18 protein-coding genes and 1 riboswitch are annotated in these 23,386 nt (G+C 37.1%); of the genes, 5 read left to right on the plus strand and 13 right to left on the minus strand.

Features of this window, described 5'->3' with window-relative positions:
* Window positions 1-15: 15 nt before the first annotated feature.
* Complete coding sequence (locus tag A9178_RS10930; RefSeq protein WP_082918165.1) at window positions 16-1,380, minus strand: hypothetical protein; 1,365 nt, start codon at window positions 1,378-1,380, stop codon at window positions 16-18.
* A 263-nt stretch (window positions 1,381-1,643) separates the two neighbouring features.
* On the opposite strand from A9178_RS10930, the gene A9178_RS10935 reads away from it, so the two are divergent.
* On the plus strand, window positions 1,644-2,174 hold the full coding sequence (locus tag A9178_RS10935) for a superoxide dismutase family protein (protein ID WP_082918166.1): 531 nt from the start codon (window positions 1,644-1,646) through the stop codon (window positions 2,172-2,174).
* A 763-nt stretch (window positions 2,175-2,937) separates the two neighbouring features.
* Here the strand turns inward: A9178_RS10935 and A9178_RS10940 are convergent.
* From A9178_RS10940 to A9178_RS10955, 4 genes are all read right to left on the minus strand, one after another.
* A complete protein-coding gene (locus tag A9178_RS10940) occupies window positions 2,938-4,152 on the minus strand; it encodes a NupC/NupG family nucleoside CNT transporter (RefSeq protein WP_068675196.1) in 1,215 nt (404 codons plus the stop codon).
* A 64-nt stretch (window positions 4,153-4,216) separates the two neighbouring features.
* Complete coding sequence (locus A9178_RS10945; protein ID WP_068675198.1) at window positions 4,217-5,164, minus strand: nucleoside hydrolase; 948 nt, start codon at window positions 5,162-5,164, stop codon at window positions 4,217-4,219.
* Between the two features lie 14 nt (window positions 5,165-5,178).
* A complete protein-coding gene (locus A9178_RS10950) occupies window positions 5,179-6,120 on the minus strand; it encodes a nucleoside hydrolase (protein WP_068675199.1) in 942 nt (313 codons plus the stop codon).
* Window positions 6,121-6,292: 172 nt separating this feature from the next.
* Window positions 6,293-6,396: riboswitch (purine riboswitch) on the minus strand.
* A gap of 826 nt (window positions 6,397-7,222) precedes the next feature.
* Entirely contained in the window at window positions 7,223-7,471 is a 249-nt protein-coding gene (locus tag A9178_RS10955; protein WP_068675201.1) for a type II toxin-antitoxin system prevent-host-death family antitoxin, read from the minus strand.
* 222 nt (window positions 7,472-7,693) lie between these two features.
* Between A9178_RS10955 and A9178_RS10960 the strand changes: the two genes are divergently transcribed.
* Window positions 7,694-8,431, plus strand: coding sequence for a hypothetical protein (locus A9178_RS10960; protein WP_068675203.1), 738 nt, complete (start codon window positions 7,694-7,696; stop codon window positions 8,429-8,431).
* Window positions 8,432-9,137: 706 nt separating this feature from the next.
* Here the strand turns inward: A9178_RS10960 and A9178_RS10965 are convergent.
* The 3 genes from A9178_RS10965 to A9178_RS10975 are packed head-to-tail and all read right to left on the minus strand — an operon-like array spanning window position 9,138 to window position 12,277.
* Complete coding sequence (locus A9178_RS10965) at window positions 9,138-10,355, minus strand: ABC transporter permease (protein WP_068675205.1); 1,218 nt, start codon at window positions 10,353-10,355, stop codon at window positions 9,138-9,140.
* A complete protein-coding gene (locus A9178_RS10970) occupies window positions 10,348-11,034 on the minus strand; it encodes an ABC transporter ATP-binding protein (protein WP_068675393.1) in 687 nt (228 codons plus the stop codon). The genes A9178_RS10965 and A9178_RS10970 overlap by 8 nt, the downstream gene beginning before the upstream one ends.
* Complete coding sequence (locus A9178_RS10975) at window positions 11,009-12,277, minus strand: efflux RND transporter periplasmic adaptor subunit (RefSeq protein ID WP_068675207.1); 1,269 nt, start codon at window positions 12,275-12,277, stop codon at window positions 11,009-11,011. Before A9178_RS10975 ends, A9178_RS10970 begins: the two co-directional genes overlap by 26 nt.
* Before the next feature lie 259 nt (window positions 12,278-12,536).
* Between A9178_RS10975 and A9178_RS10980 the strand changes: the two genes are divergently transcribed.
* Window positions 12,537-14,342 (plus strand): InlB B-repeat-containing protein, encoded by a 1,806-nt coding sequence (locus A9178_RS10980; RefSeq protein WP_068675209.1) that lies wholly within the window; start codon window positions 12,537-12,539, stop codon window positions 14,340-14,342.
* A 296-nt stretch (window positions 14,343-14,638) separates the two neighbouring features.
* On the opposite strand, the gene A9178_RS10985 is transcribed toward A9178_RS10980, so the two are convergent.
* Complete coding sequence (locus A9178_RS10985) at window positions 14,639-14,971, minus strand: hypothetical protein (protein ID WP_068675211.1); 333 nt, start codon at window positions 14,969-14,971, stop codon at window positions 14,639-14,641.
* A gap of 1,537 nt (window positions 14,972-16,508) precedes the next feature.
* Here A9178_RS10985 and speB point away from each other — a divergent pair.
* Together speB and A9178_RS10995 are read left to right on the plus strand one after the other, a co-directional pair.
* The gene (speB, locus tag A9178_RS10990) at window positions 16,509-17,477 is read left to right on the plus strand and encodes an agmatinase (protein ID WP_369801973.1); all 969 of its coding nucleotides are present in this window, start codon (window positions 16,509-16,511) and stop codon (window positions 17,475-17,477) included.
* Between the two features lie 36 nt (window positions 17,478-17,513).
* Complete coding sequence (locus tag A9178_RS10995) at window positions 17,514-18,899, plus strand: sodium:solute symporter family transporter (RefSeq protein WP_068675213.1); 1,386 nt, start codon at window positions 17,514-17,516, stop codon at window positions 18,897-18,899.
* 1,135 nt (window positions 18,900-20,034) lie between these two features.
* Here the strand turns inward: A9178_RS10995 and A9178_RS19495 are convergent.
* The 4 genes from A9178_RS19495 to A9178_RS11010 form a co-directional block, all read right to left on the minus strand.
* A complete protein-coding gene (locus tag A9178_RS19495; RefSeq protein WP_255376720.1) occupies window positions 20,035-20,157 on the minus strand; it encodes a hypothetical protein in 123 nt (40 codons plus the stop codon).
* Window positions 20,158-20,224: 67 nt separating this feature from the next.
* A complete protein-coding gene (gene melA, locus A9178_RS11000; protein ID WP_068675215.1) occupies window positions 20,225-21,547 on the minus strand; it encodes an alpha-glucosidase/alpha-galactosidase in 1,323 nt (440 codons plus the stop codon).
* 24 nt (window positions 21,548-21,571) lie between these two features.
* Window positions 21,572-22,495: a carbohydrate ABC transporter permease gene (locus A9178_RS11005; protein WP_197482182.1), complete on the minus strand. Its 924-nt coding sequence runs from the start codon at window positions 22,493-22,495 to the stop codon at window positions 21,572-21,574.
* Window positions 22,492-23,376, minus strand: coding sequence for a carbohydrate ABC transporter permease (locus tag A9178_RS11010; RefSeq protein ID WP_068675217.1), 885 nt, complete (start codon window positions 23,374-23,376; stop codon window positions 22,492-22,494). The genes A9178_RS11005 and A9178_RS11010 overlap by 4 nt, the downstream gene beginning before the upstream one ends.
* Between the last annotated feature and the right edge of the window lie 10 nt (window positions 23,377-23,386).

Raw genomic sequence — 23,386 nt, forward strand, 5'->3', positions numbered from 1 at the left:
TTCAAAAAACTCCCCTCATAAAATTAAATAAGCCACAATGGTCCCAATTCCGCCAAAGACAAGCGCAAACGGAATATTGATTAACGTAATTCGGTATGGATTCTCATCAATATTCATAGAAGTTAATTGAAGTAGAAGTCCATACGTTGATACAGTTAATGTAGCAATAGCACTTGTAATCATTACAATGGCCAAACTAATTGGATTAATCGTTTCCACAAGAACGGTGATTACAGTACTTAAGATTCCAATTGTCGCGATTGGATGAACACCAAACATACTTAAGAAAATAAAAATAATCTGAAGTAATACGAATATAATGATTGGATATTCGGAAAACGCTAGGAACGGCTTTTGAATAACATCTAAAATACTAGTTCCATTTAGTCCGACTTCAAATAAGGATAACGAGATAAAAAGGACAACAAAATTATGCATGTTATTCGTACTATCTCTCCAGTTCGCCAACCCAATTCTCCAAAAACTACGCCATCTTTTCATTAATATAGCCCAAACCGCTGCGAAAGGGAATATTAATATCGTCACGGTAAATATGAAATCCAAAGCAAAAATACTTCCAAAAATCATAACTAATATTAGGAACAACGCTAAGGCGATAACCAAATGAACAAGATTCCTCAAAAGTTTTTTCATATCTATAGAATCTTTTACATCGCTTTGATATGTATGCTTCCTATAATGGATTCGCCCCCAAATCGCATCTAACACAAAAGTGATGACAGAGATGAGCAATAACCATGGTAACACAGAAATGTATTCTACTCCCGTTACAAAAATGGATGTCGCCACAAGTATTTCTAACGGACTCCATACCAATGCCAAGGAATAGCCTCTTATGGTTGAGGTATTAATAAAACTATTTCTAAGCCTGCGATTCGTCCCTTTTAAATTTTGTATCAAAACCTTTTGAGAAATGGTAGCAGCAGATAAATTTAAAAAAGAAGCTAACGTCAGTGTTGTTGCTGTACTTCTCGGATAAAGCTTTCCTAAATCAGTCACCTTCACCTGCAATAATTGATTGAGGATTCTGTTAAACCGTCCTGCCTTAACAACACTATTCATCCAAGGGAGCATAGATAATAAGGTAAGTAACGAAATATTAGAAGTCATATGCTTAGGCAGATCCACAAGAGAATGGTCGGATGAAAGATAAGCAATTCCCCCAATAACAAGGAAAGCTGAACACAAGATTTTAAAAAGCCTAGATGTCCGAAAATAAGAAATAACGAGCATAACTAAAGCAAAAATCCCAATAATGTAATTTAATAGTTGATTATTAGTAAGCACATTAAAAATATTAAGTATGAAAACAATAGAATAAAAGATATATAGATAACGATAAATAAAAGGTGGTCCCAATTCGTAACTTCCCCCTTTTAATCTAAAAGAATAGTACATTTAGTTTACACAATAAACTAAATAGATACATATTCATTATATATGTAAGCGCCCTCCAAATCAAATGAAGTCAGGGGGAGGTGACTAGACTCCCATCTCTCCACTATCAACAGATCAAACGTTTGTTTGAAATTAAATATACAAGCCCTCCCCAAATCCCCCTCCCCTACCATACACAAAAATTCCCCCTAGGCATATGGTGTAGGATAAAGGAGGAGAATGCAATGTACCCATATGGCTATTATCCATTCGTTTATGTTCCGACAAATATGCTAAATCCCATCAGAAATGAAGGAAGCAGGGCATATGCGGATATCCGGGGAAGTGAGTTGGCACCTAATTTGCGTGGGCGTGTCTATTTTCAAGATGTGCCAAACGGAGTGGAAGTATCGGTAGAAGTGATGGGATTGCCGAAGTATCAGCCAGCCCAGGGAAATCAGGCTCCAATTGGTCCACACGGCTTCCATATACATGAGAATGGGGATTGTTCTGTAGGGAAAAAAACAGACCCATTTCAGCAGGCTGGTGGACATTGGAATCCAAATAATCAGCCGCATGGTCATCATCCAGGTGATTTTCCAGTCCTGTTTTCCAATGATGGTTATGCCAGAATGACGTTCTTTACCAATCGTTTCAAGAGTAAAGACATCGTTGGTAAGTCCGTCATCATTCATGAAAATCCGGATGACTATCGTTCACAGCCTTCCGGAGATGCAGGAAAGCGTATAGGTTGTGGTGTGATTCGGGCGTACTAGGGTTAGGAAAACGCCACAATCAAGGGGACGAATTTTCCAGTTACTATAAAATGTCCCCTCTTTTTCCCCTCCAATATTTCCACAATCCTAATGCAAAAAGAAGTCAATAATGCCATTCCGTGACAGACTGCATCACGGTCTACTTCCATCCTAATTTACTTCAACTCTTCCGTGACAGGCTGCATCACGGCTTACTTCCATCCTAATTAGCTCTAACTCTACCGTGACAGGCTGCATCACGGCTTACTTCCATCCTAATTAGCTCTAACTCTACCGTGACAGGCTGCATCACGGCTTACTTACATCCTAATTAGCTCTAACTCTACCGTGACAGGCTGCATCACGGTCTACTTCCATCCTAATTAGCTCTAACTCTACCGTGACAGGCTGCATCACGGCTTACTTCCATCCTAATTAGCTCTAACTCTACCGTGACAGGCCTCATCACGGTCTACTTCCATCCTAATTAGCTCTAACTCTACCGTGACAGGATACATCGCGGTCCCCTTTATCCAATACACCCCAAACCCAGCCGCATAGGAGCTAGCATCTCTTCCCTCTCGCCCCTAACAACCTCCCCGGAACAATTTCATATTTTCTTTTCTTCACACGAAAAAAGGAGCACCTCCTCACGAATGAATGCTCCTTTATAGCCCCTTTAAATAAATCAGTTACTTTTCCGCCACTTAAATAATCAAATCCCCTGTTTGTTCATCATGATCTAACTTCAATGAGGAAACTAATCACCCCTGAAAATGATTCTTTACAATAACATCCCGGCAATTGCTGCGCTTAATAGGTTGGCTAGTGTACCACCAATGACGGCAAGGAAGCTGTACCGAGCCAGATCTTTCCTCCGAGATGGGGCAAGTCCTCCCATTCCACCAATCATCATTCCTATAGCACCTAAGTTCGCGAATCCACATAAAGCAAAGCTAATAATCGCTACTGTTTTATCGGAAAAAGTATCGATTTCTTCTGCAAAAGAACTGAAAGCAACGAATTCATTTAAAACAAATTTTTGTCCAATATAGGATCCGGCCTTCAGTGCTTCATCCCAAGGAACCCCAATAACAAAAGCCAATGGAGATAATACCACACCTAGAATTTTCTCAAGCGTAATGTTCTCGAAACCTACCAAACTACCAATCCACTCAAGGCCAAGGTTAACCAATGCGATAAGCGAGATAAACGCAAGTAGTAGTGCACCTATATTTAGAGCCAGTTTTAATCCTGTTAATGCTCCCTTGGACGCAGCATCAATGATATTCACTGTTTCCGTATCTTTTTCAAACTTAATTACTTGGTCTTCCGCTTGCACCTCGGTTTCTGGCACTAACACTTTTGCCATTAAAAGACCTGCCGGGGCAGCCATAAACGCTGCAGCTATAAGATAATCTAGTGGAACACCAAGAAGCGAATACCCCACTAACACAGATCCCGATACAGAAGCCGCTCCACCAGTCATCACAGCAAATAATTCTGACTTGGACATTTTCGCCAAAAATGGCTTGACCACTAATGGCGCTTCAGTAAGTCCTATAAATATATTAGCTGCAGCCGACATCGATTCTGGTTTCGTAGTCTTAAGAATCATAGCTAAAAACCCGCCTACAGCTTTCGTTATAAATTGCATGACTCCTAAATAAAACAATACGGAAATAAGTGAAGAAAAGAAGATAATTACTGTAAGAACCTGGAAGGCAAATACAAAAGCGACTCCTTCCCCAGCAAGTACTCCGCCAAATAGAAATTGAATTCCTTCATTAGACGTATCAATAATACGTTGTACAAAATTTGTAATCCATTCAAACAGTTCTTTCCCTGTTTTCCATTTCAATACAATAAACCCGAAAATAAATTGTAATAATAACGCACTAACTATCGTGCGCACATTTATCGCTTTTTTATTGGTGGATAGTAAAAAGGCTATGGCCAAAATTGCTATAATTCCAAATATTCCCCATAAAATCTGCATCTTCCTGCCGTCCTCTCTAGGTGTTCCTACCTTTGATTTATGGATTAAAACTTATTTCCTTTGGTTATGAAATGGACCCTAGCACATGCAATAATTGATCCTTAAACATTTCCCGATTCACTTTTTCACATACTCGAACATTTGGTTCTTTTCCACTGCGACTGTTGATATCCACCATGCTATATCCTCTAGTTAATTCGCCCTTTGTTTCGACATCCACATAGTACGCAGTCGAACGGCTCATTAGTTCTTCTTTTGCTGCAATAGCTACCAACAATGTATCAGGATGCGTTGTCCCATTCAGGCGATGAACTTCCTTATTAAATTTCATCACAACGCGGTTAATATCAATAAAAAACTTCGATCCCGCAGTGGAAAGTTGTTCAATTTCTCGATGGTCTTCATCATCCATAATGGAATACTCCGTACACATATCCCATCCTACCAGTGTAATAGGAACCCCCGAATGTAATACAATTCTGGCCGCTTCTGGATCTACCCAAAAATTATATTCAGCAGCTGCCGTAATATTTCCTAACGAATTATTCGTTCCGCCCATGATATAAATATGAGGAATATCCTTTATGATAGTCGGGTCCTTTTTCATCGCCATAGCAATATTAGTCAACGGTGCAATGGCTAACAGATTAATTTCTCCAGGGTTTTCCTTCACTTTCTCAATAATAAAATCAACAGCATGTCCCTCTTCCGGTCGCTGTTCGGCTTTTTCGAAAAAGCTATCCCCCATCCCGTCTTTTCCATGAACATCTTCAACAGTTCGATGACGTTCTGTTAAATTAGTTAGGATAGGCCCTTCCAACCCTTTGTAAACAGGGACGTATGTTTTAGGATTAGCCACCTGAATGGTATAAAGTGCATTTTCTACCTGTTGGTCAAAGTCCACATTGCCACCAGTAATGGTCACACCTTCAACTTTAAAATAATGTAGCGCCGTTAGCAGGGCAATCGTGTCATCACCAGCAGTATCTGTATCAATAATTACTTTTCTCATGAAGTGAATCCTCCTTATTTATTTTGTTTAGCAAGTTCTGTAATGTAGTCAAAAAAGGCATTACGATCTACTTCATACACTAATTCAACTTCTCTTCCGTTCTGAGAGAGTTCCGTTTTCCCTTGACTTGCTCCGGACGCATGCACGATGCATTTTACTTTTTTCTTCTTCACTAAATCGGTATTTCCGATGCTCGCAGTAGTTAAGACATCCCATAAAAAGTAAGTAGAGTTTGTTTGAAAATGCACCAATGGCGGTACCATGGCATAACATTGACCCAAGAAATCAACACCGATATCACTTCGTTGTGATGCCCATTTTTTTCTAACATCTAACGTGAGAGGAACCATATTCGTACTTTCCAAAGCCACCAAATCAATAGGAATAGAGCTATCCCATACTACTTTTACTGCTTCTGGATCCCAGAAAGCATTCCATTCAGCTGTACCATCATGTTCCGGCTCTTCCACATTCCCATTTTCAAGGAAAGTACCACCCATCCATACTAACTTTTCAATCTTTTGCTTGATATCCGGTGCAATCTGAAGCGCACGCGCTAAATCTGTTAATGGGCCTATAAAGACTAATGTAGCGGGTGAATCACTTTCACGAAGAACTTTGATCATATGTTCATGTGCTGACAATTCAGATTCTTTTGTTTTGATAGGTTCGTATTCATTTAAAATTGGCAAAGCATCAACATAGAATGCGTGCATACGCCAATCTTTCGGGAAAGGGTTCTTTCCACGAGAATTAGACGCAGCAACTTCTACTTCTTTCCCATTCCCAAATCGATCCACAATCTTTCTACTTGCATACATCGCCGGTTCTAAATAACAATCAGCTGGGATAACCCCCACACCTAATAAATTAACATTCTCCATTTGCAATAACAGGAATAGAGAGATTAAATCATCTACCCCACCATCATGATTTAAATATACATTTTTACTCATTATGTTTACCTCCTCATTCTTTGATGTATCTACGGTTTTGGCCAAAAGAAAAAAGCCTAAAATATAGAATTAGCTCCATACCTTAGACCTACGAGTAAAGTAATATAATGTAGCAAAATGAAACTAGTGCTAGATTATAAACGGATGTCAAGTTGTCATAATATGGGACAACTATCCTTATACTTTAACTCGTAGTCTGGTTCTTTTAATGGGAACCAGGTAGAGACGCTCAGACCATATTACCGAGAATATACGAGTAATGATATTTAATTAATACGTTGATAATATAACAGAAAAACAGAGGATAATCAATAAAAAGTGAACATTGATGTTATTTTTCATTATAACATTCGGTTTTTGGTATAAAAAGAGGGGTTCACCTATAAAATAGATGGCTATAAAAAGTACACAACCATACACTTTTTCATTACCTTAGACATTAAAGGCTGACACCGAGGGACAGAGGGACACGAGGGACAGGTTCATCTTCCCATTTCAATATTCATTAACTGGGATAAGATATGATATTTAAGGTAATTCAGTCTTCTATTCTGGCACCTCCCATTCAACCAAACGTGATTACTTAGCGTTTCTAATTATAAGTAATATGATTGGCCCTATGGTAATACACGGGATGTTATAACAGATAGACGAACTTAATCTTTTCTAGAAATGTTAAAAGGAGAGCAAATTATAAAAAAAATCAGCTCCCCTTACATTTTTGTGCACCTTAGCATCTCTCATTTTGGTAACCATTAGCATTAGAATTCATTATTTATTTCATTTTCTTCTTCACCAAGAAGTATTTGCATATAATCCCGTCTTAAATATAGAATTCTATAAATGGATACATTTACATTATCTAATTTGTAGAAAACAAGGTGATTTCCACAAATTAAATACCTATAATCTGTTGGGACTTCTATTTTCGATGAAACCCAATACCTTACTATGGGAATTCCCTCAGCTTTTCATAGCACTCAATGATATTTGTAACCATATCTACTGCAGCATCAGGATTGGCAAGCTCTTTGGTAATGTATTCTTTGATAGCAACCAAGTCTTGTTTCGCAAGGGGATTGATTCTTATTATGCATGAAAGTTATACTCCCAAGTCTTTCTTAACCTGTTCGTCCGTTAACCATTCATCCCCATTTTTTATGGCCCTCTCAGCCTCCATTAATTTTGAAAGAAGCTTGATTGTAGCTTGATTTCTTTCATATTCCTCAATATCAAGAATGGCAAATCTACCTCGACCATTTTTCGTTAAAAAAACTGGGTCGCCTATAGAGATATCTTTTAAAACATCATTATAATTTCTTAAATCAGACACAGGCTTAATATTCGGCATAATATCAACTCCTTTTATCATCATCATACCATTATCTTACGTAAAATTTATACGTAAAATCTTACGCAAAAGAGCCATAGGGAGAGACCTGTCCCTATGGCTCAGGAACTGGCTCTCCCTATTTTAATTCGTCATGTATTAATCTTAAGTAATTTGCATATAATGAAACGAAAATGCACTTTTGTTTCATGTGTGGTATTCTATAAGTAAGGAGGGAATGCGATGACTGTTTTAGAAGCACATGAAACAAAGCAATCTAATGGAGTGAATATATCTAATATGTTAAAAGATGTAAATCTTGATAACGTAGGAAAGTTTTCTATATACGCATACACCATCCAGATGAAATTCACACGCTTTGTAATTGGTATTTCTCCGAATGAAGACACGGTATTTATTAATAAAAACGATATAGATGATGAGGAAATCATTGAATTCTTAGATGCCTCCATCACAAATGAAGCAACGGTTGAAAATTTTGCTGTAGCAAAATATTATCTTGAGAAGTTATTTTATGATAATACAACACGTGGTCAACTTGAATTTACGTATCGAAACTCATATTTACTATCGAGCAGTGAGTTAAGTAAGAAAATGAAAGTATCTCGCGCTACAATCATGCGATATGTTGCAAATGGCATGGAGAAAGTCGAAGGGGCAGGCCATAGATGTTATCCAAAACACGATGCTTTTTACTGGAAAGATGGTGTTTGGTCATTACGCATTCAAGCCTTACAGGAGCAATTCAAAGTTCGCAATCGCACAGATAAAATTCTTATTAAAGAAATTAGCGAACAGATAGAAGAATACGAAAAGCTGTATGGTGGGAAATTGGAGGAAGTCTTTGAAGATGTAATTAGTGGCGAAACAAATATATATGACTTAAAGGAACCGGATGATTATAAAGATTGGCTTGATTTGATAAACGATTTGGATAAAGTGCGAGGTAAAATAAATTAAATGAATTCAGTTCAACAATTTTTAGAACACGGTATCATCAAGTAGGACGAGGAACCCGTTCCCACGGCTCTTATTCTCCCTTTCTACTCTACCATTTGCTTGAATTTTTATTCATACTTGGTTATAGAATCATTCTATTCGCCCATTCGCTTGAACTTCCATCACATTATGGCCCATAGAATGCTTCTATTCGCCCGTTTGCTCGATTTCCCATCACATCCTGGGTTATAGAACGCTTCTATTCGCCCGTTTACTTGAATTTCCATCCCGTACTGGGTCATAGAACGCTCTTATTCGCCCATTCGCTTGAATTCCAATCACATTCTGGGCCATAGAAACAATGGGCACATCATAGCCGTCCCAGCTCAATTATAAATATAATGGGACGAGGGACCTGTCCCTATGGCTCCCTATGGCTCCGAAGACATTGAAGGCGTTGCAGATTTCCCCGAATTAAGTCGGGGTTACCCTATAATATTTCCGCGCTATTTCCCGGGAAATGTCGGATAAAATAGAAAATAGTCATTTAGATCAAACGCTTGTTTAAACTTATCCGACGGGAATCTCACTCGTTTTTAGTACGACTTTTGCTCTTGGATAAAAAAACAGCCTTAAACCCTCACGTTTTCTGGTTCTAAGGCCGTTATTTATTATCGGAATATTCCGTTGAAAATTAACCCGGTTATCTTCCATTCCTTTGCTAAACCTATTCATAACGCAACGCTTCAACTGGCTGTAATTTGGAAGCCTTAATAGATGGTAAAAGTCCAAATACAATACCAATTAACATGGAAAAAATAAAAGAACCACTAATTGCTGGTACCGAAACGTAGAATGGCATATTCGCAAATACCGATATAGCTTTAGCAATACCTAATCCCGTAAGAATACCAATGACACCACCAATACTTGTTAAAACGACGGATTCAGTTAGAAATTGAGCTAGAATAACATGCCTTTTCGCACCCAAAGCCTTTTTAATCCCGATTTCCCTTGTTCGTTCTGTAACGGAAACAAGCATAATGTTCATGACACCAATTCCACCTACGAGCAATGAAATGCTTGCTATGCCACCTAAGATAAAGGCAAAAGCTTGATCAAATTGTGATATTTCCTCCATCATTCGTTCAAAGTCAGCAACTTGATAAAGCGCCGTTTCATATGGAGGTAAATCCATATTCAAGCGATCGGCTGTCATTGTCCCGACTTCTTGAATGGTCTCTGAAGAACTTGCCTGAACTGCAACCTGCATCGGCGCATCAAATCCATTTAACAATGGCCAAGTCGTAGCTGGCAAATAAATGGTTGGCTCAGGATAATACCAGTCGCTATCCACTTCTGCGTCTGAAAATATACCTACTATTTTAAATGGCATACCGGAAATGTCGATGGTTTGATGTAGAGCATCACCTTCAGGGAACAATTCACTCATTGCCACATCATTGATTAGAGCAACCTGACTGTATGAATCAAAATCTAATTCCGTAAACTCCCTTCCCTCAACCATAGTAGCCGGAAAGAGATCAAGATACCGTTCATCGATGCCCAATAGTTTTGGATGGGTAACATTTATTAAGTGATAAGCCTCTTGCCAGCCCTCATAATAAATAGACATACCATTCACGTTTGGATATGTAAGAATTTCTTCGATTGCTTCCTGCTTAATAGGGGGGGCACTTCGATTAGTGACCTCTCCTCCCCACATCCCCTCTTCCTCATACATATCCGCTTCTTCAAAGACGACATTAACCGTATTATTTCCCATTCCAATCAAGTTACTTTTTAATTCTTCACTTCTTCCTTGAATAATAGCAAAAATTGCAATGACCGCAGCAATTCCAATAATGACACCAAGCATCGTTAAAGACGAACGGAGTTTATGACCCCAAATCGATTGAAAGGAGATACGAATATTTTCAAGCATAAGCGTCTTCGCTCCTATCTTTAAATAATTCACCATCACGAATATAAATAATTCGATCCGCCTTTTTTGCTACTTGCTCATCGTGAGTGATCATAATGATCGTTACTCCCTCCTCATGTAATTCTTGAAAAAGAGAAAGGATTTGCTCACCGGTTTTTGTATCGAGCGCTCCTGTTGGTTCATCAGCTAATATAAATTTGGGTTTATTTACAATTGCTCGTGCAATGGAAACACGTTGTCTCTGCCCACCAGATAATTGCGGAGGTCTAAATGAAGCTCTATCCTCCAGCCCAACCTTTTTTAATGCATCCATCGCCCTTTCTTTTCGCTCCTTTTTCTTCCATCCATTATAAATTAATGGGAGCTCAACATTTTGCAAAGCAGTTAAGCGTGGCAATAAATGAAAGGATTGAAAAACAAAACCTATAAATTGATTACGAATGTCCGCTAACTTATTTTCCTGTCCAGTAACCATATTCATTGATTCTAATTCATACCCGCCGGAACTCGGAAGGTCAAGACAACCTAGAATATTCATTAACGTTGATTTTCCTGAACCTGATGGGCCCATGATTGCAAGGAACTCTCCTTCTTCTACGTCTAAACTAATACGCTTTAGAATCGGGATTTCCTCCTTACCCAATTTGTAAGATTTACTCAAATTCTTCAAACGTATCATCGTCAATAATCTCAACCTTCTTTCCTTCTTTTACGGAAGGATCCGGATATACAACATAATCTTCCAGTGTTAATCCTTTTGGAATTTCAACTAAAAATCCGTCATCCAATACAGTCATATCTACCACTTGCTTATGTACTTCGCTTGTCTCCGGATCAACAGCCCATACATACGGTTCTTCTTCTTCTTGAACAATATACTCAATCGGAATGACAACCGCATTACCTGCTTTCTCCCCCTCGGCTCCTATAGCTTCTAAATTAACGTGAAAACCAATTTCAAGACCTTCATGTTCTTCTAGTAATACAGTAAATGGGTATTTAGATGTTTGCGGATTCCCTTCCTCATAATATTCGTCCATATTTTCTTCGTCATTGCCCACAGGAAGCTTCCCAATTTCTATAATTCTACCAATCCATTCGCCATCGGTTCCTTTTTTCGTTGTAATACGAACTTCATCGTCGACAGCAATCGTGTCCAGTAATAGTTCGTTCACTTCACTCTTTATTAAGTACGCCCCCGTTGAAACAATCGTCAATAGCGGACCAGTAGTTCCACCTTCTTGTCCATATGGAGCTCCATCCATTAAATCTTGATTAACGGATTGCACAACCCCTGAACCTTTACTAACGACAACTGGGGATTCTACTTTCTTCTTCATTGCATTAATTTCTTTTTGAATTTGTCCCGCCTGGAGGTTGTTCACTTTCAAATCAAAATTAACTTGCTCCAGTTCAGATTGCAATGATTCTTTATCTTCTACCTCTTCTCCCTCAAGTTCTGTCATGTTTTTTACATTAGAAGAAGCCTCTTTAATACTCTTTTCTAGCCGTTCTTTTTGTTTTTTCAAACGGTTAATCTCCACGTATGCCATTTCTAACTCTACTTGTTTTTGATCTTTTTCATACGTTAAATCCTCTGCCAATTCATATTCAAATAGTTTAGTACCCTCTTTTACTTCTTCTCCCTCTGAAACAAAGATTTGCTTGACCGTCCCTTTCTCTGGATCAAGAAATACTTTTTCCATCTTTTCTGCCTCTACTTTACCGGAGAAAGCAGCATATAACGACATATCCTCGTTCATTTCCATTAGAAGTTCTACTTTTTCTCCATATAGCTCAAACTCCTCATTTCCAAAAGCAGCATTTGCTGAATGCTGTAACAAGAATAAGCCAGTTCCCCCCGAAAGCAGAAGTATAACAACACCAATACTCACCCAAAGCCAAATTTTTTTCTTTGACATCTCGTTCTCCTTAAATTGTAATGTTTTAGTCATAATTGTAATAATTTGGTAAAAAATGTAATACAGATAACAATATTATAGTCTGTAACAGAAATTTAGCAATACATTTTTTTGAATTTTACTAAAAGTAAAAGTTACAACCCTACAATCCAAATACATCTTTTGTCCAAAATGATTAAGGAATAACTCCTTCAAACCAAACATATATTGAATCCGGTAGTTAAATTTCCTATATATATATTTAGAGGGGCTAGTTTTCATGAGGAGAAGCGAAAGGTTTAAATTAAGGAGAAAAAGAAAGAAATTAATCAAAATATGTTTACTAAGTATTCTCGCCATCGGGGTTATTGTCTTTTCCGCCATACAAGTTGGGCAATCGGATAAGGATACACGAACAACATCCCTAGAAGCAGCTAAAAAAGCATTGGAGCATGAAGAATATGAAAAAAGTATTGATTTGTTTCATAAGATTCTTAAAGAAGATAAATCACTTACCGGTGCACGCGTTGGCCTAGCAAAAGCTTATATGGGATTGGAGCGATTTGACAAAGCAATTGCTACACTTAAGAAAGGTATTGAAATAGAACCGAAAGAATCCCAATTTTACTATTTTCTTTCCGTGGCCCATGAAGGATTGAACGAATTGCCACAAGTCATTCAAACATTGGAAGATGGAATCAAAGCAACCGATAATACCAAGCTCCAAAAATCTATCAATCAATTAGAATCCAATATAAATATTGCACCTGATAGACATTATGTCCAAAAGGGCCATAGTCGAAATATCGTCTTAGAATGGGAAAAGACGGACGGATCCATCCTCCCAGTTGAGGCAGAGTGGAAATTAGAAAACGAGGATTACGGTTCACTAGTTGAAGAATCGGAAACAGTTATGACTTTTCAAGCAAAAGAACTTGGCACAGTGGAACTTTCCGCTAAAGTGGGATCCATTACAAAGGAAGCTGAACTACATATCGAGGAACAAGTGGTAGAAGAAATGACCTTCAAACCAGAAGGGATTGACCCCCTCTCCCTTCATCAAGAGTTGCAATTAACGGTTGCCGGCTTCGATGCGGATGGAGAGGAAATGGAAATCAACCCGGAATGGAGTTCCAGTGATGAGGAGATCATCGCCTTATCCCCCCAAGAAGGGAATGAGGTTACTGCTAAAGCAGCGATGAATGAAGGGGTCTCAACGATTACAGTAAATTACCAAGACTTAGAAGAAAAACTGGACTTCTTTGTAGATGGAAATAATAAATTCGTTAAGGCTGAGGTCGAAGGAGAAGGAACCGTATCGATCTCACCAGAAAAAACCAGTTACCCCGCTGGGACGGACATCACCTTAAAAGCAACACCTGAAGCCGGATATAAATTTGTCAGATGGGAAGGTGCCATTACCGAAACGAACAACCCACTAGAAATAACATTGGAAACTAGTATTTCTGTCGTTGCCATATTTGAACCAGCCGATCAGACTCTGAATCTTTCTATTTCTGGTGAAGGAAATATCATACGAAATACGTTAGAAAATCAATTTGCCCACGGAGAGGCGATTACTCTATTTGCCGAACCTAAATCCGGATGGGAATTTAGCCACTGGGAAGGATCCGTCAATCATAATGCCGGGCGAATCACAGTAGTGATGGATAGTAGTAAAGATATTCAAGCCGTGTTTAAGAAGATAAATGATTCTATTAGTAATCCAAGCAGTAGCGATAACGGACCTGGAAAGTCGAATCCAAATAACAAAACGAACAAAAAAGAGTCATCCAATTCTAATTCTAGTAATCACACAAATCCACCATCTGAGCCTGTAGAAAAAGACAATAATCAAAAACCTGAGAATAAGGAAGAGAATAAAGCTGTAGAGAAAGAGGAACCAACAGAAAAACCAAAAGAAGAGCCGAAACCAGAGGAAAAACCGGAACCGGAGCCTGAACCGAATGAGGAGAATAAAGAGGAAACCGAACCATCAACAGGGAATGAAGAAAAAGATAAAGATGTGATAGAACCACCGGCAGATGAACCTTTAGAGGATGTGGAAGAGGATTCTGGTGAATAAATATTGATTGAAAGAAGCTCAAAGATAACATTAAATCTTTGGGCTTCTTTTACAGATAAAGCATTCTTTAATCCCCACTAATCAAATCGTATAGAATGGCGGTAGTCTAACCCATTATCGCCTCTACCCCTCCACCCCCTTAACTACACTTACTATAAAATAAAAATAGATAGGAAAATTTTAAGCATGGAGGGTTCAAATGTACACAAATCATTTAAATTCATGAGATCTGAATATATGGGATTTGTTTAATTTTACTTGACGGTTACATTTGTATTGTATATTTCCTACTACCTCTATCCCTTAATAAATTCATCTTCTTCTGACTCTTCAGTGATATAGTTATTTGTATCAACATTATTATATAAATTTGTTATATAATGATTAACTATATTTGTTAAAGGTTCACCAATAGCTTTTTTATAATTAAATCCTAATAGTTGCATAGTCTTTAATGTATCAACATCAATGAGGCTAGAAAATTGTTCTATACCTTGCTGTTGCTCCTCACTATATTCACTAACACTTGTTAATAATTCTAAAACTCTATTAAAAGTATTTCTTAAATACTCAATATCATCATCATTTATATTCATTTTTTCATATTCATCTTTATAGCCTAGTGCCACTGTTCTTAATTCTTGATTTTCACTAATTATTGAGCTAAATATCTCTTCATATTTCTCTATAACAGCATCTTTATCATTACCTTTTTTAATTCCTTTTATGCTTTCAATTGCATATTTTGTTGTCCCTGAGCTGATTATAGTGTTTAATGTTTGACCTAACCCTAAAATATACGTTGGATCGATTATAAACCCTCCATTAAAAGATTATAACTTACGCTTTGTTCTGTAATATTAATAGAAGAGAATAGCTAAATCTATTCTCTAAGCGATTATGCTGCCTCTCAAAGAGCTTAATAATATTTTTCTTATCATATATCTGACAATCATTTGAATAAAGAGTCGTCATCACCCGATCCTTCATCTCCTTTATGGGAACATCTGGAAGACCCTCCACTCCTGGGAGTAGTCGCACCTCTGCTTAAACACGATAACCTTCCATCCCTTTTAGGCCATGCTAGATATAACTGCTGCAAATCCTCACACCCTTCTTTCTTTATTATATTTAGAATAATATAATTTAATAGAGTAGTCAAGAACAAATGTTCGTGTTATATATATAAATCACATTCTATGTAAAAGGATGCGAAACGGTCACAAAGTTTTATTTTAAGTTTACCCAGAGCCAGGGGACAGGTCCATCGTCCCAATTTCCTATGCAAGTTGTTAAAAGCTTCTTATTCAAGAATACCAAAAACGTATGTTTGAAATGAACGTGAATAGCAAGGAAGCAAAATACATTAGATTGCACCTTTTTTATTACTCACCGCAAGGAAATAATAACTCCTGTTAACATTTAACGGAGTCCGTAACTAGCTTTCTGCATATGTATATGGGACGTCGTAATACGTTTTGGCGATTTCTTTTTTTCTTCTTCCTTTGGATTCTTATTTAACTTAATGTAATCGGCATTTTAATATGCCTATCCTTGTCCATCCCTATATATCCCCCTAGATAAAAAAAGACCCACCATGGTCCGCTTCCGTGAGAGGCGTGGTGGGTTCTGTTACTTATAATATACCTTATATATGAGGCAAAGTGTCAATAGATGGATGTCTGTAAATCGTGGTAATTCACAAAATTAAAGTACCTACTCACCCTTATTTATGAGTACTGATTCTGGATAAATAAGCAATTAGTTATGTTCAATTAAATCAAACATTCGTTCTAAAATACATTTTGCTTTCAATCAACCACTTCATTATATCTGTCTAGCAGGGCCATCCCTCTAGTATCTAAGTGCACGAATATCAGTACTTACTCTACATTTTTCGGTATTCGTGCACCACCTCCCACCCACCTTGAAAAAAATACGAAGAAGATGCTTTAAACTATATGCAGTTTCACTATTTCTTACGATGAAAACTGCTTTTTTTATACAACCTTGTATCTCTCAAAAAAGTTTAATTTAATCAACCCATGGGACGAGGGACCTGTCCCCATGGCTCTGTAAAATTACTCGAACAGTATGTCTAAATATGAAACTTTTTTCATATCATTATAATGATAAATTATTAATTAAAATAAGAGGAGAGATATTGTGAGTGAGAAACCAAAATTTGGACCAATTCATTATAGTAACGCACCAAGATATACAGGTATTAGAACCTTCATGAAACTTCCTAATACTACAGAAACAGAAGGAGCAGATATTGCAATCGTTGGTTTACCATTTGATACAGCAGCCAGCTATCGTTCTGGATCTCGCTTTGGACCATCTAACATAAGAGAAATATCCATGCTTCTTAGACCTTCTAACGCATTCCATAAGTTAAATCCATTTGACTACTGTTCTGTTATTGATTATGGTGATTTACCTTTAATCCCTGGCCATATCCATGAATCCTATGAAATCATGAGTAACCATTATAGTTCCCTAGCAAAAAATAAAATAATACCAATAGGTCTAGGGGGAGACCACTCCATCACCTTGGGGGAATTACGAGGTTTGGCGCAAGTTTATGGTCCATTAAGCCTTGTACATTTTGATGCACATGGTGACACCTGGGATAACTACTGGGGAAAGAAATATACCCATGGAACACCGTTTCGAAGAGCAGCCGAAGAGGAAATAATTAATCCTAATACATCGATACAAATAGGTTTAAGGGGAACGGTCTATGATCCTAATGATTTAGATGAAGCAAAGAATATAGGATTTGATGTACTTACAACGGATGATGTTAAATCATTATCCGCTAAAAAACTTTCTGAACGAATTCAAAATAGAGTGAAGGACACTCATGTATTTTTAACTTTCGATATCGATTTCTTTGATCCTGCATATGCACCTGGTACTGGTACACCAGAACCTGGTGGATTAACTAGTTATGAAGGTCTAAATTTTGTTAGGAATTTACCGAATTTAAATTATGTTGGTTTTGACTTAGTTGAAGTATTGCCAGCTCTTGACCATGCAGAAATCACTTCCCATTTGGGAGCAAGTATCGTTTACGAATTCATTTCTTTAATTGCGCGTCAAAAGAAAATGAATGCGAACCAGTTGTAAGCGCTATCCACTAATTGTATAAAGGGGCGGTATACTTTGACAGGTTTTGATTTCTTCATTGTCATTTTTTACTTTGCTGTACTTATATCCATTGGTTTTATTAGTTCAAGGAAGATTAAGAACCATGCTGATTTTGTGGTTGCAGGAAGAAGACTTGGCTATGGTTCATTTATACCAGCAATGGCAGCGGTAGTACTTGGCGGTGCTTCAACCTTTGGGGGCACTGCATTAGGTTACCAATTTGGTATATCAGGTATGTGGATGGTTATGATGATCGGACTTGGAATTGTGGGCTTAGGATTATTTTTTGCAAATAGACTAAGTGAATTAAAGGTATTTAGTGTAAGTGAGTTATTAGCAAATAAATTTGGGATAAGTAGCCGGTTCTATAGTGCTATTGTAATGGTCGTTTATAATATTATGGTTATGGTAACTTCAACCATAGCAGTTGGAGTATTGTTTTCTACTATTTTTGATTGGACGCTTTTCTTTTCCATTGTTGTAGGTGGTATTGTTGTAGTCATTTACACATTACTAGGTGGTATGTGGGCGGTAACAATGACGGACGTTATGCAATTTTGGGTAATGACAATTGGTCTTATACTAATATTATTACCTGTTAGTTTTTTTCAAGTAGGTGGCTTGGAAGGACTTACTTCTAGAGTAAACGAAGGATTTCTTAGCCTCTCAAATATGGGGTGGAATACGGTTTTTTCATATTTCTTGTTATACTTCTTCGGTATGATGATTGGACAAGATGTATGGCAAAGAGCTTTTACCGGTAGAAGTAAGTCCGTTATCAGAAAAGGGACTATAGTGGCAGGAATCTACTGTGTCATTTATGGAATAGCCGGAGCACTAATAGGGACGATAGCTAGCGTTATTTTACCTAATCTTAGTGATCCACAACAGGCTTTACCAGCCCTAATCATCAATATTCTACCAACTGGATTAATCGGTCTAACTATAGCAGCGGCTATCTCTGCAGCAATGTCCACTGCATCAGGTACTATGATGGCTGCTTCAACCGTGTTTGTTAACGATATTATTATACCTTTGAAAAAAATTACTAACGAAAAAAGTAAAATCAAGTTAACAAGACTGATGATATTAATAGTTGGACTAACAGGAATCATTATTGCTGCAAAGCTACAAAATATCGTTATGGCTTTGGACCTTGCATATGCTCTACTTTCTGGAACTCTATTTATACCAATTATCATCGCGTTATTTTTCAGATCTATTCCAAAGAAAGTTGTCCTAACTTCAATGCTAGTTAGCTCACTTGTAGTAGTCATCAATTTAATGGTTGAAGGAATTACTTCACTGAATGCCATTATTTATGGATTAGCTGCAGGATTGCTAGTAGTAATAATAGGGAAAGTGTTAATAAGAGAATCAGGAGAATCAAAAACTACTTAAATATATTATGGATTAAGAATTGGTGTACCGTCCTAATTTTGTGGGGTAAAACTGTAGAGATTTTAGTTTTATTTGGAAATAACGGAGTGTTCCAAACTAAAAAGGAATGGCAATTTATTACTCTTTCTTTTGATGTCAATGGAGTACAGTCTTTACCTTTAATTAAAAAATAAATCAAGGATGTTTCTATCAATTGGAACCTATGATAGAACGGTAGGATTAAAATCGCATTTTAAGATTGCTAAATAGGCTAGACTTAAAGGGAAACTTCTTTGTTCCGGGAATACATTTGAAATAGACCCAACGATGATTGAAGTAATTATCGCAGCTCGGGGGCAGACCATGTAATCAACCTCCTTACTTCTTTATATGTATGAAGAAGATTGTTTATCCTATTAATTGGGATGAAGATAATGCTAATCAAAACAGAGTGGGAATCTGACTGAAAAAACTGATTTTCTTCATCATTTACGTACTTTAGCGCATTAATATAACGTAGAGCCCGCATCAATTCCACGTGTTTCTGATATTGGCCTTAAATCTAGAAATTGTAATGATTTTGTGTATATGGATATAGATAAAAAGAGAAGTGCGTCTAACACTTCTCCCGATGCAACCTCTACCGTCAGGGTGGTGGTTGTCTTATAGCTTTATTTCTTTCGTGAACCACCCTTATGCTTTCTACAGTGCGGGTGGTTTTCTTGTTATCTAATACGTTTTTCGAAAGAGGTGTGCAGCAATTTCCCGCACAATACCCTTCCAAATTTCACGAATGATTTCAAGTAATGTTTTCATATCGCCTCCTTTCCTCAAATGGAAAGAAGAGCGATAACCAACCACCTTCATAATATTCAATTTACCATATTTTTACAATACTATGATCTACTAATCTTCGAAAAAACCATCAAATAATCTACTTCGGCATCTAAAAAACATTAACGTGGTGGGAATCTATCCCAGCAGTATTATGCACTTTCAAATAGTGTTGTATTGTCTCAGCTTAGTAGGGGCTGACCCTGAAATCCATTTCCATATATAGCCTTATGTACTGAAATAGCAGATGGAACGAACTTTGGAATGTATGTATGGATGGAGATTGGATTTACAAAAAAAATAGTGCAGTACTTTGCTGATTTTATGCAAAATGCTGCACCTTGATTAACAACTCAGATAATTGTCGTTCGTTAAATTTTGTTTCCTTTGTTTGATCCTTTTTTACTGGTTCTAAATTTAGAACGGTATGGCGCTGCTTTTTCATGTCCGCTTTAACTCTTTAAGACAGTGAACGCTGACGCTGGCAAAACCCATAGACCTATAACCTTAAATTAATGATTAACAACTGGGCTATTATAGTGCAGGTTTCTCCCAGAAGTGAATTCTGGTAGTAAATTTCCATGTGCATCAATTAACTCTTTTGTCATATCCCATATTTCCTCAAGTGAGAGAACAGAAGCAGTGTGTGGGTCCATCATTACAGCCTGATAAACATAATCAATATTTTTAGTTAAAACAGCTTCAACGGTTAGTTGTTGTACATTGATATTTGTCATATTTATCGCGGCTAATTGTGGAGGTAATTTACCAACATAACAAGGTTGAATTCCTCCTTTATTAACTAAGCATGGAACCTCGACACATGCATCATTTGGTAAGTTTGTAATCAAACCTGTATTTGCTACATTCCCCCAAATAACACGATCTGTACCTGTTACGATTGAATGGATGATTGGTGCACCATATTCGTGACTTTTCTCTACCTCAATTGTTTCTCCATTTTCCACTTTAATCTTGGTTTGCTTAAACTTTTCTAGATTCTTTTCACTTCTGTGAATATATTCATCAATCGGAATATCAAACTGTTGAACAAGTTCGTCTCTTTTAATAAAATATGGCGTGTATTCAGACATATGCTCACTTGATTCTGTAACAAAATAATTCAACCTTCTCATCATTTCAAAACGTACTTTATCTTTACTAAAGATTTCCTTTTTCTCCATCGCTTCAAAAAGTTTCGGATATAAATCCTCACCATTACGTTTTAATTCTAGAAACCATGCCATATGATTAATTCCAGCAACCTTATAATCTAATTCATCGACTGAAATATTCAAGTAGGATGCAAGATCATCAGCAGTATTTTGTACACTATGACATAGACCAACAGATTTAATAGATGTCGCTTTAGAAACTGCATGCATTAACATGGCCATTGGATTTGTATAGTTTAATAGATATGCATCTGGACAAACTTCTTCCATGTCTTTGCATATATCAAGCAGTACTGGAATGGTACGAAGTGAGCGAAATACACCACCCACACCTAGAGTATCAGCAATTGTCTGGTTAAGTCCATATTTTTTAGGGATTTCAAAGTCAGTTACGGTTGCTTCATGCATTCCTACTTGAATTAAATTCAATACAAAGTCTGCATCTTTAAGTGCTTGTTTTCTATCCGTGGTAGCGAATACTCGGGCTTTTTTCCCTCTGATTAAATTACTAGCCATTTTTTCTGCTGTATTTAGTCTATCTTCATTGATATCTGTTAACGAAAAAGTGGTATCTGATAACTCTGGATAAGAAATAATATCAGAAATCAATCTTTTTGCAAATACAACACTTCCTGCACCTATAATAGTGACTTTTGTCATCATATATCTCTCCTCAAATTAAATTTATTCCTTCATTCCAGAACCAACAAAGCCCTGAATAAAATAACGTTGGAAAAACAAAAATACAAGTAAAATAGGAATAACAGATAATAAAGTAAGCGGCATTATTTGGGTCCACTCAATGTAATGTTCTCCTTTTACCATAGCTAGGCCTAATTGAACTGTGTACATACTTTTTTCGGAGACAACAATAAGTGGCCATGCTAATTCATTCCATCTCCACATAAATGTAAAAATAACGAGTACTGCAATTAACGGCTTAATGTTTGGTAAGATTACTTTTAGGAAAATTTTAAATTCACTTGCCCCATCAATTCTTGCAGCCTCAATTAATGAGTTAGGTACATTTAAAATGTATTGTCTTGCCAAAAACAAGCCAAATGCCTCTGCAGCTCTAGGAACAATTAAACCAGCATAACTATTAATCCAATCTAGTTCTTTTAAAATAAAGAAATTAGGTATCATTGTTATTTGAACTGGAATCATCAATGTACTAAGTACCATCAGAAATAAAAAATTTTTCCCCTTGAAGTTATATTTTGCAAAGGCGTAACCAGCTAGGCAATTTATAAACACAGTAAGTACTACAGCTAAAATACTAACTATTAAAGAATTGCCAATATAGCCCAGGAAAGGTGCTGCATCAAGTGCCTCCACAAAATTACTCCATCTCAACTCTTTTGGGAAAAGGCTAACATCTTTCGAGCTAACCTCTTCAGGAGATTTTAAAGATGTAGATAACATCCAAAAGAAAGGCATGATAAATAATAGAGACATAAAACATAGGGCGATAAATGCAATAGTCTTTTTAGCAGAAAATGTCCGTTTCCTTCTACTAGGCTTCATGTTTGTTTTTGGTTGAAAGTTATTTTGTAGGTTCGTTTCTGGATGTTCTTCATGGGAAATAGTAGTCGCCGTTGACCTCATGAATCATCCCTCCCTATCCTAAGCTGTATAGCAGTTAATACCATAATAATTAAGAAGAAGACGGTACCAATAGCTGAGGCATAGCCCATGTCACCTTCAACAAATGCTTTTTGGTAAATATATTGAACGATGACTGTTGTAGAGGTTCCTGGACCACCATTCGTCATTGTATAGATTAGGTCAAAGACCATGAAGCCATGAATAACCTCCATCACTACGATAAAGACAGTTGTTGGTTTGATCATGGGTAATGTAATTCTCCAGAACTTCTGCCAATCATTAGCCCCGTCAATATCTGCTGCCTCATAAAGACTATCTGGTACAGCTTGGAGTCCAGCTAAATAAATTACTAAACAATATCCAATTCTTAGCCACAATGTTGTAATGATAATTGCTGGCATTGCCCAAGTAGTTGAAGTTAACCAGTCTACTGATTCAATACCAAAGATAGATAGTACTTCATTAAATAGTCCATAGTGCGGATTAAACATCCATGTCCAAATTAGTCCTGCCGCTGTCATAGAGACAACAACGGGCGCAAAGAAGATCGTTCTAAATATTGGGCGTAGAGGAATCTTGCGGTTAAGCAAGATAGCCCCTAATAAACCGAATGCAGCACTCAGAGGAACAGTGGCAGCTGTGTAATATACGGTATTGCCAAGCGATATCCAGAATACCTTATCAGAAAAAAGTTTTACAAAGTTTTGAAATCCAGTGAACTCCGGTGCCCCAAGAATACCCCAATCATGGAAACTGATGTAAATGGTGAAAATGATTGGAATAATCATAAATACTAAAAATAATATGACGTTTGGTGCAATAAATATATATGGGGCAATTGCTATTGAGTTCTTTTTATACCAATTTTTTATTAAATACATAGCTCTAACC

It is taken from the genome of Oceanobacillus sp. Castelsardo (genome assembly GCF_001659985.1).
Classification (GTDB): domain Bacteria; phylum Bacillota; class Bacilli; order Bacillales; family Amphibacillaceae; genus Oceanobacillus.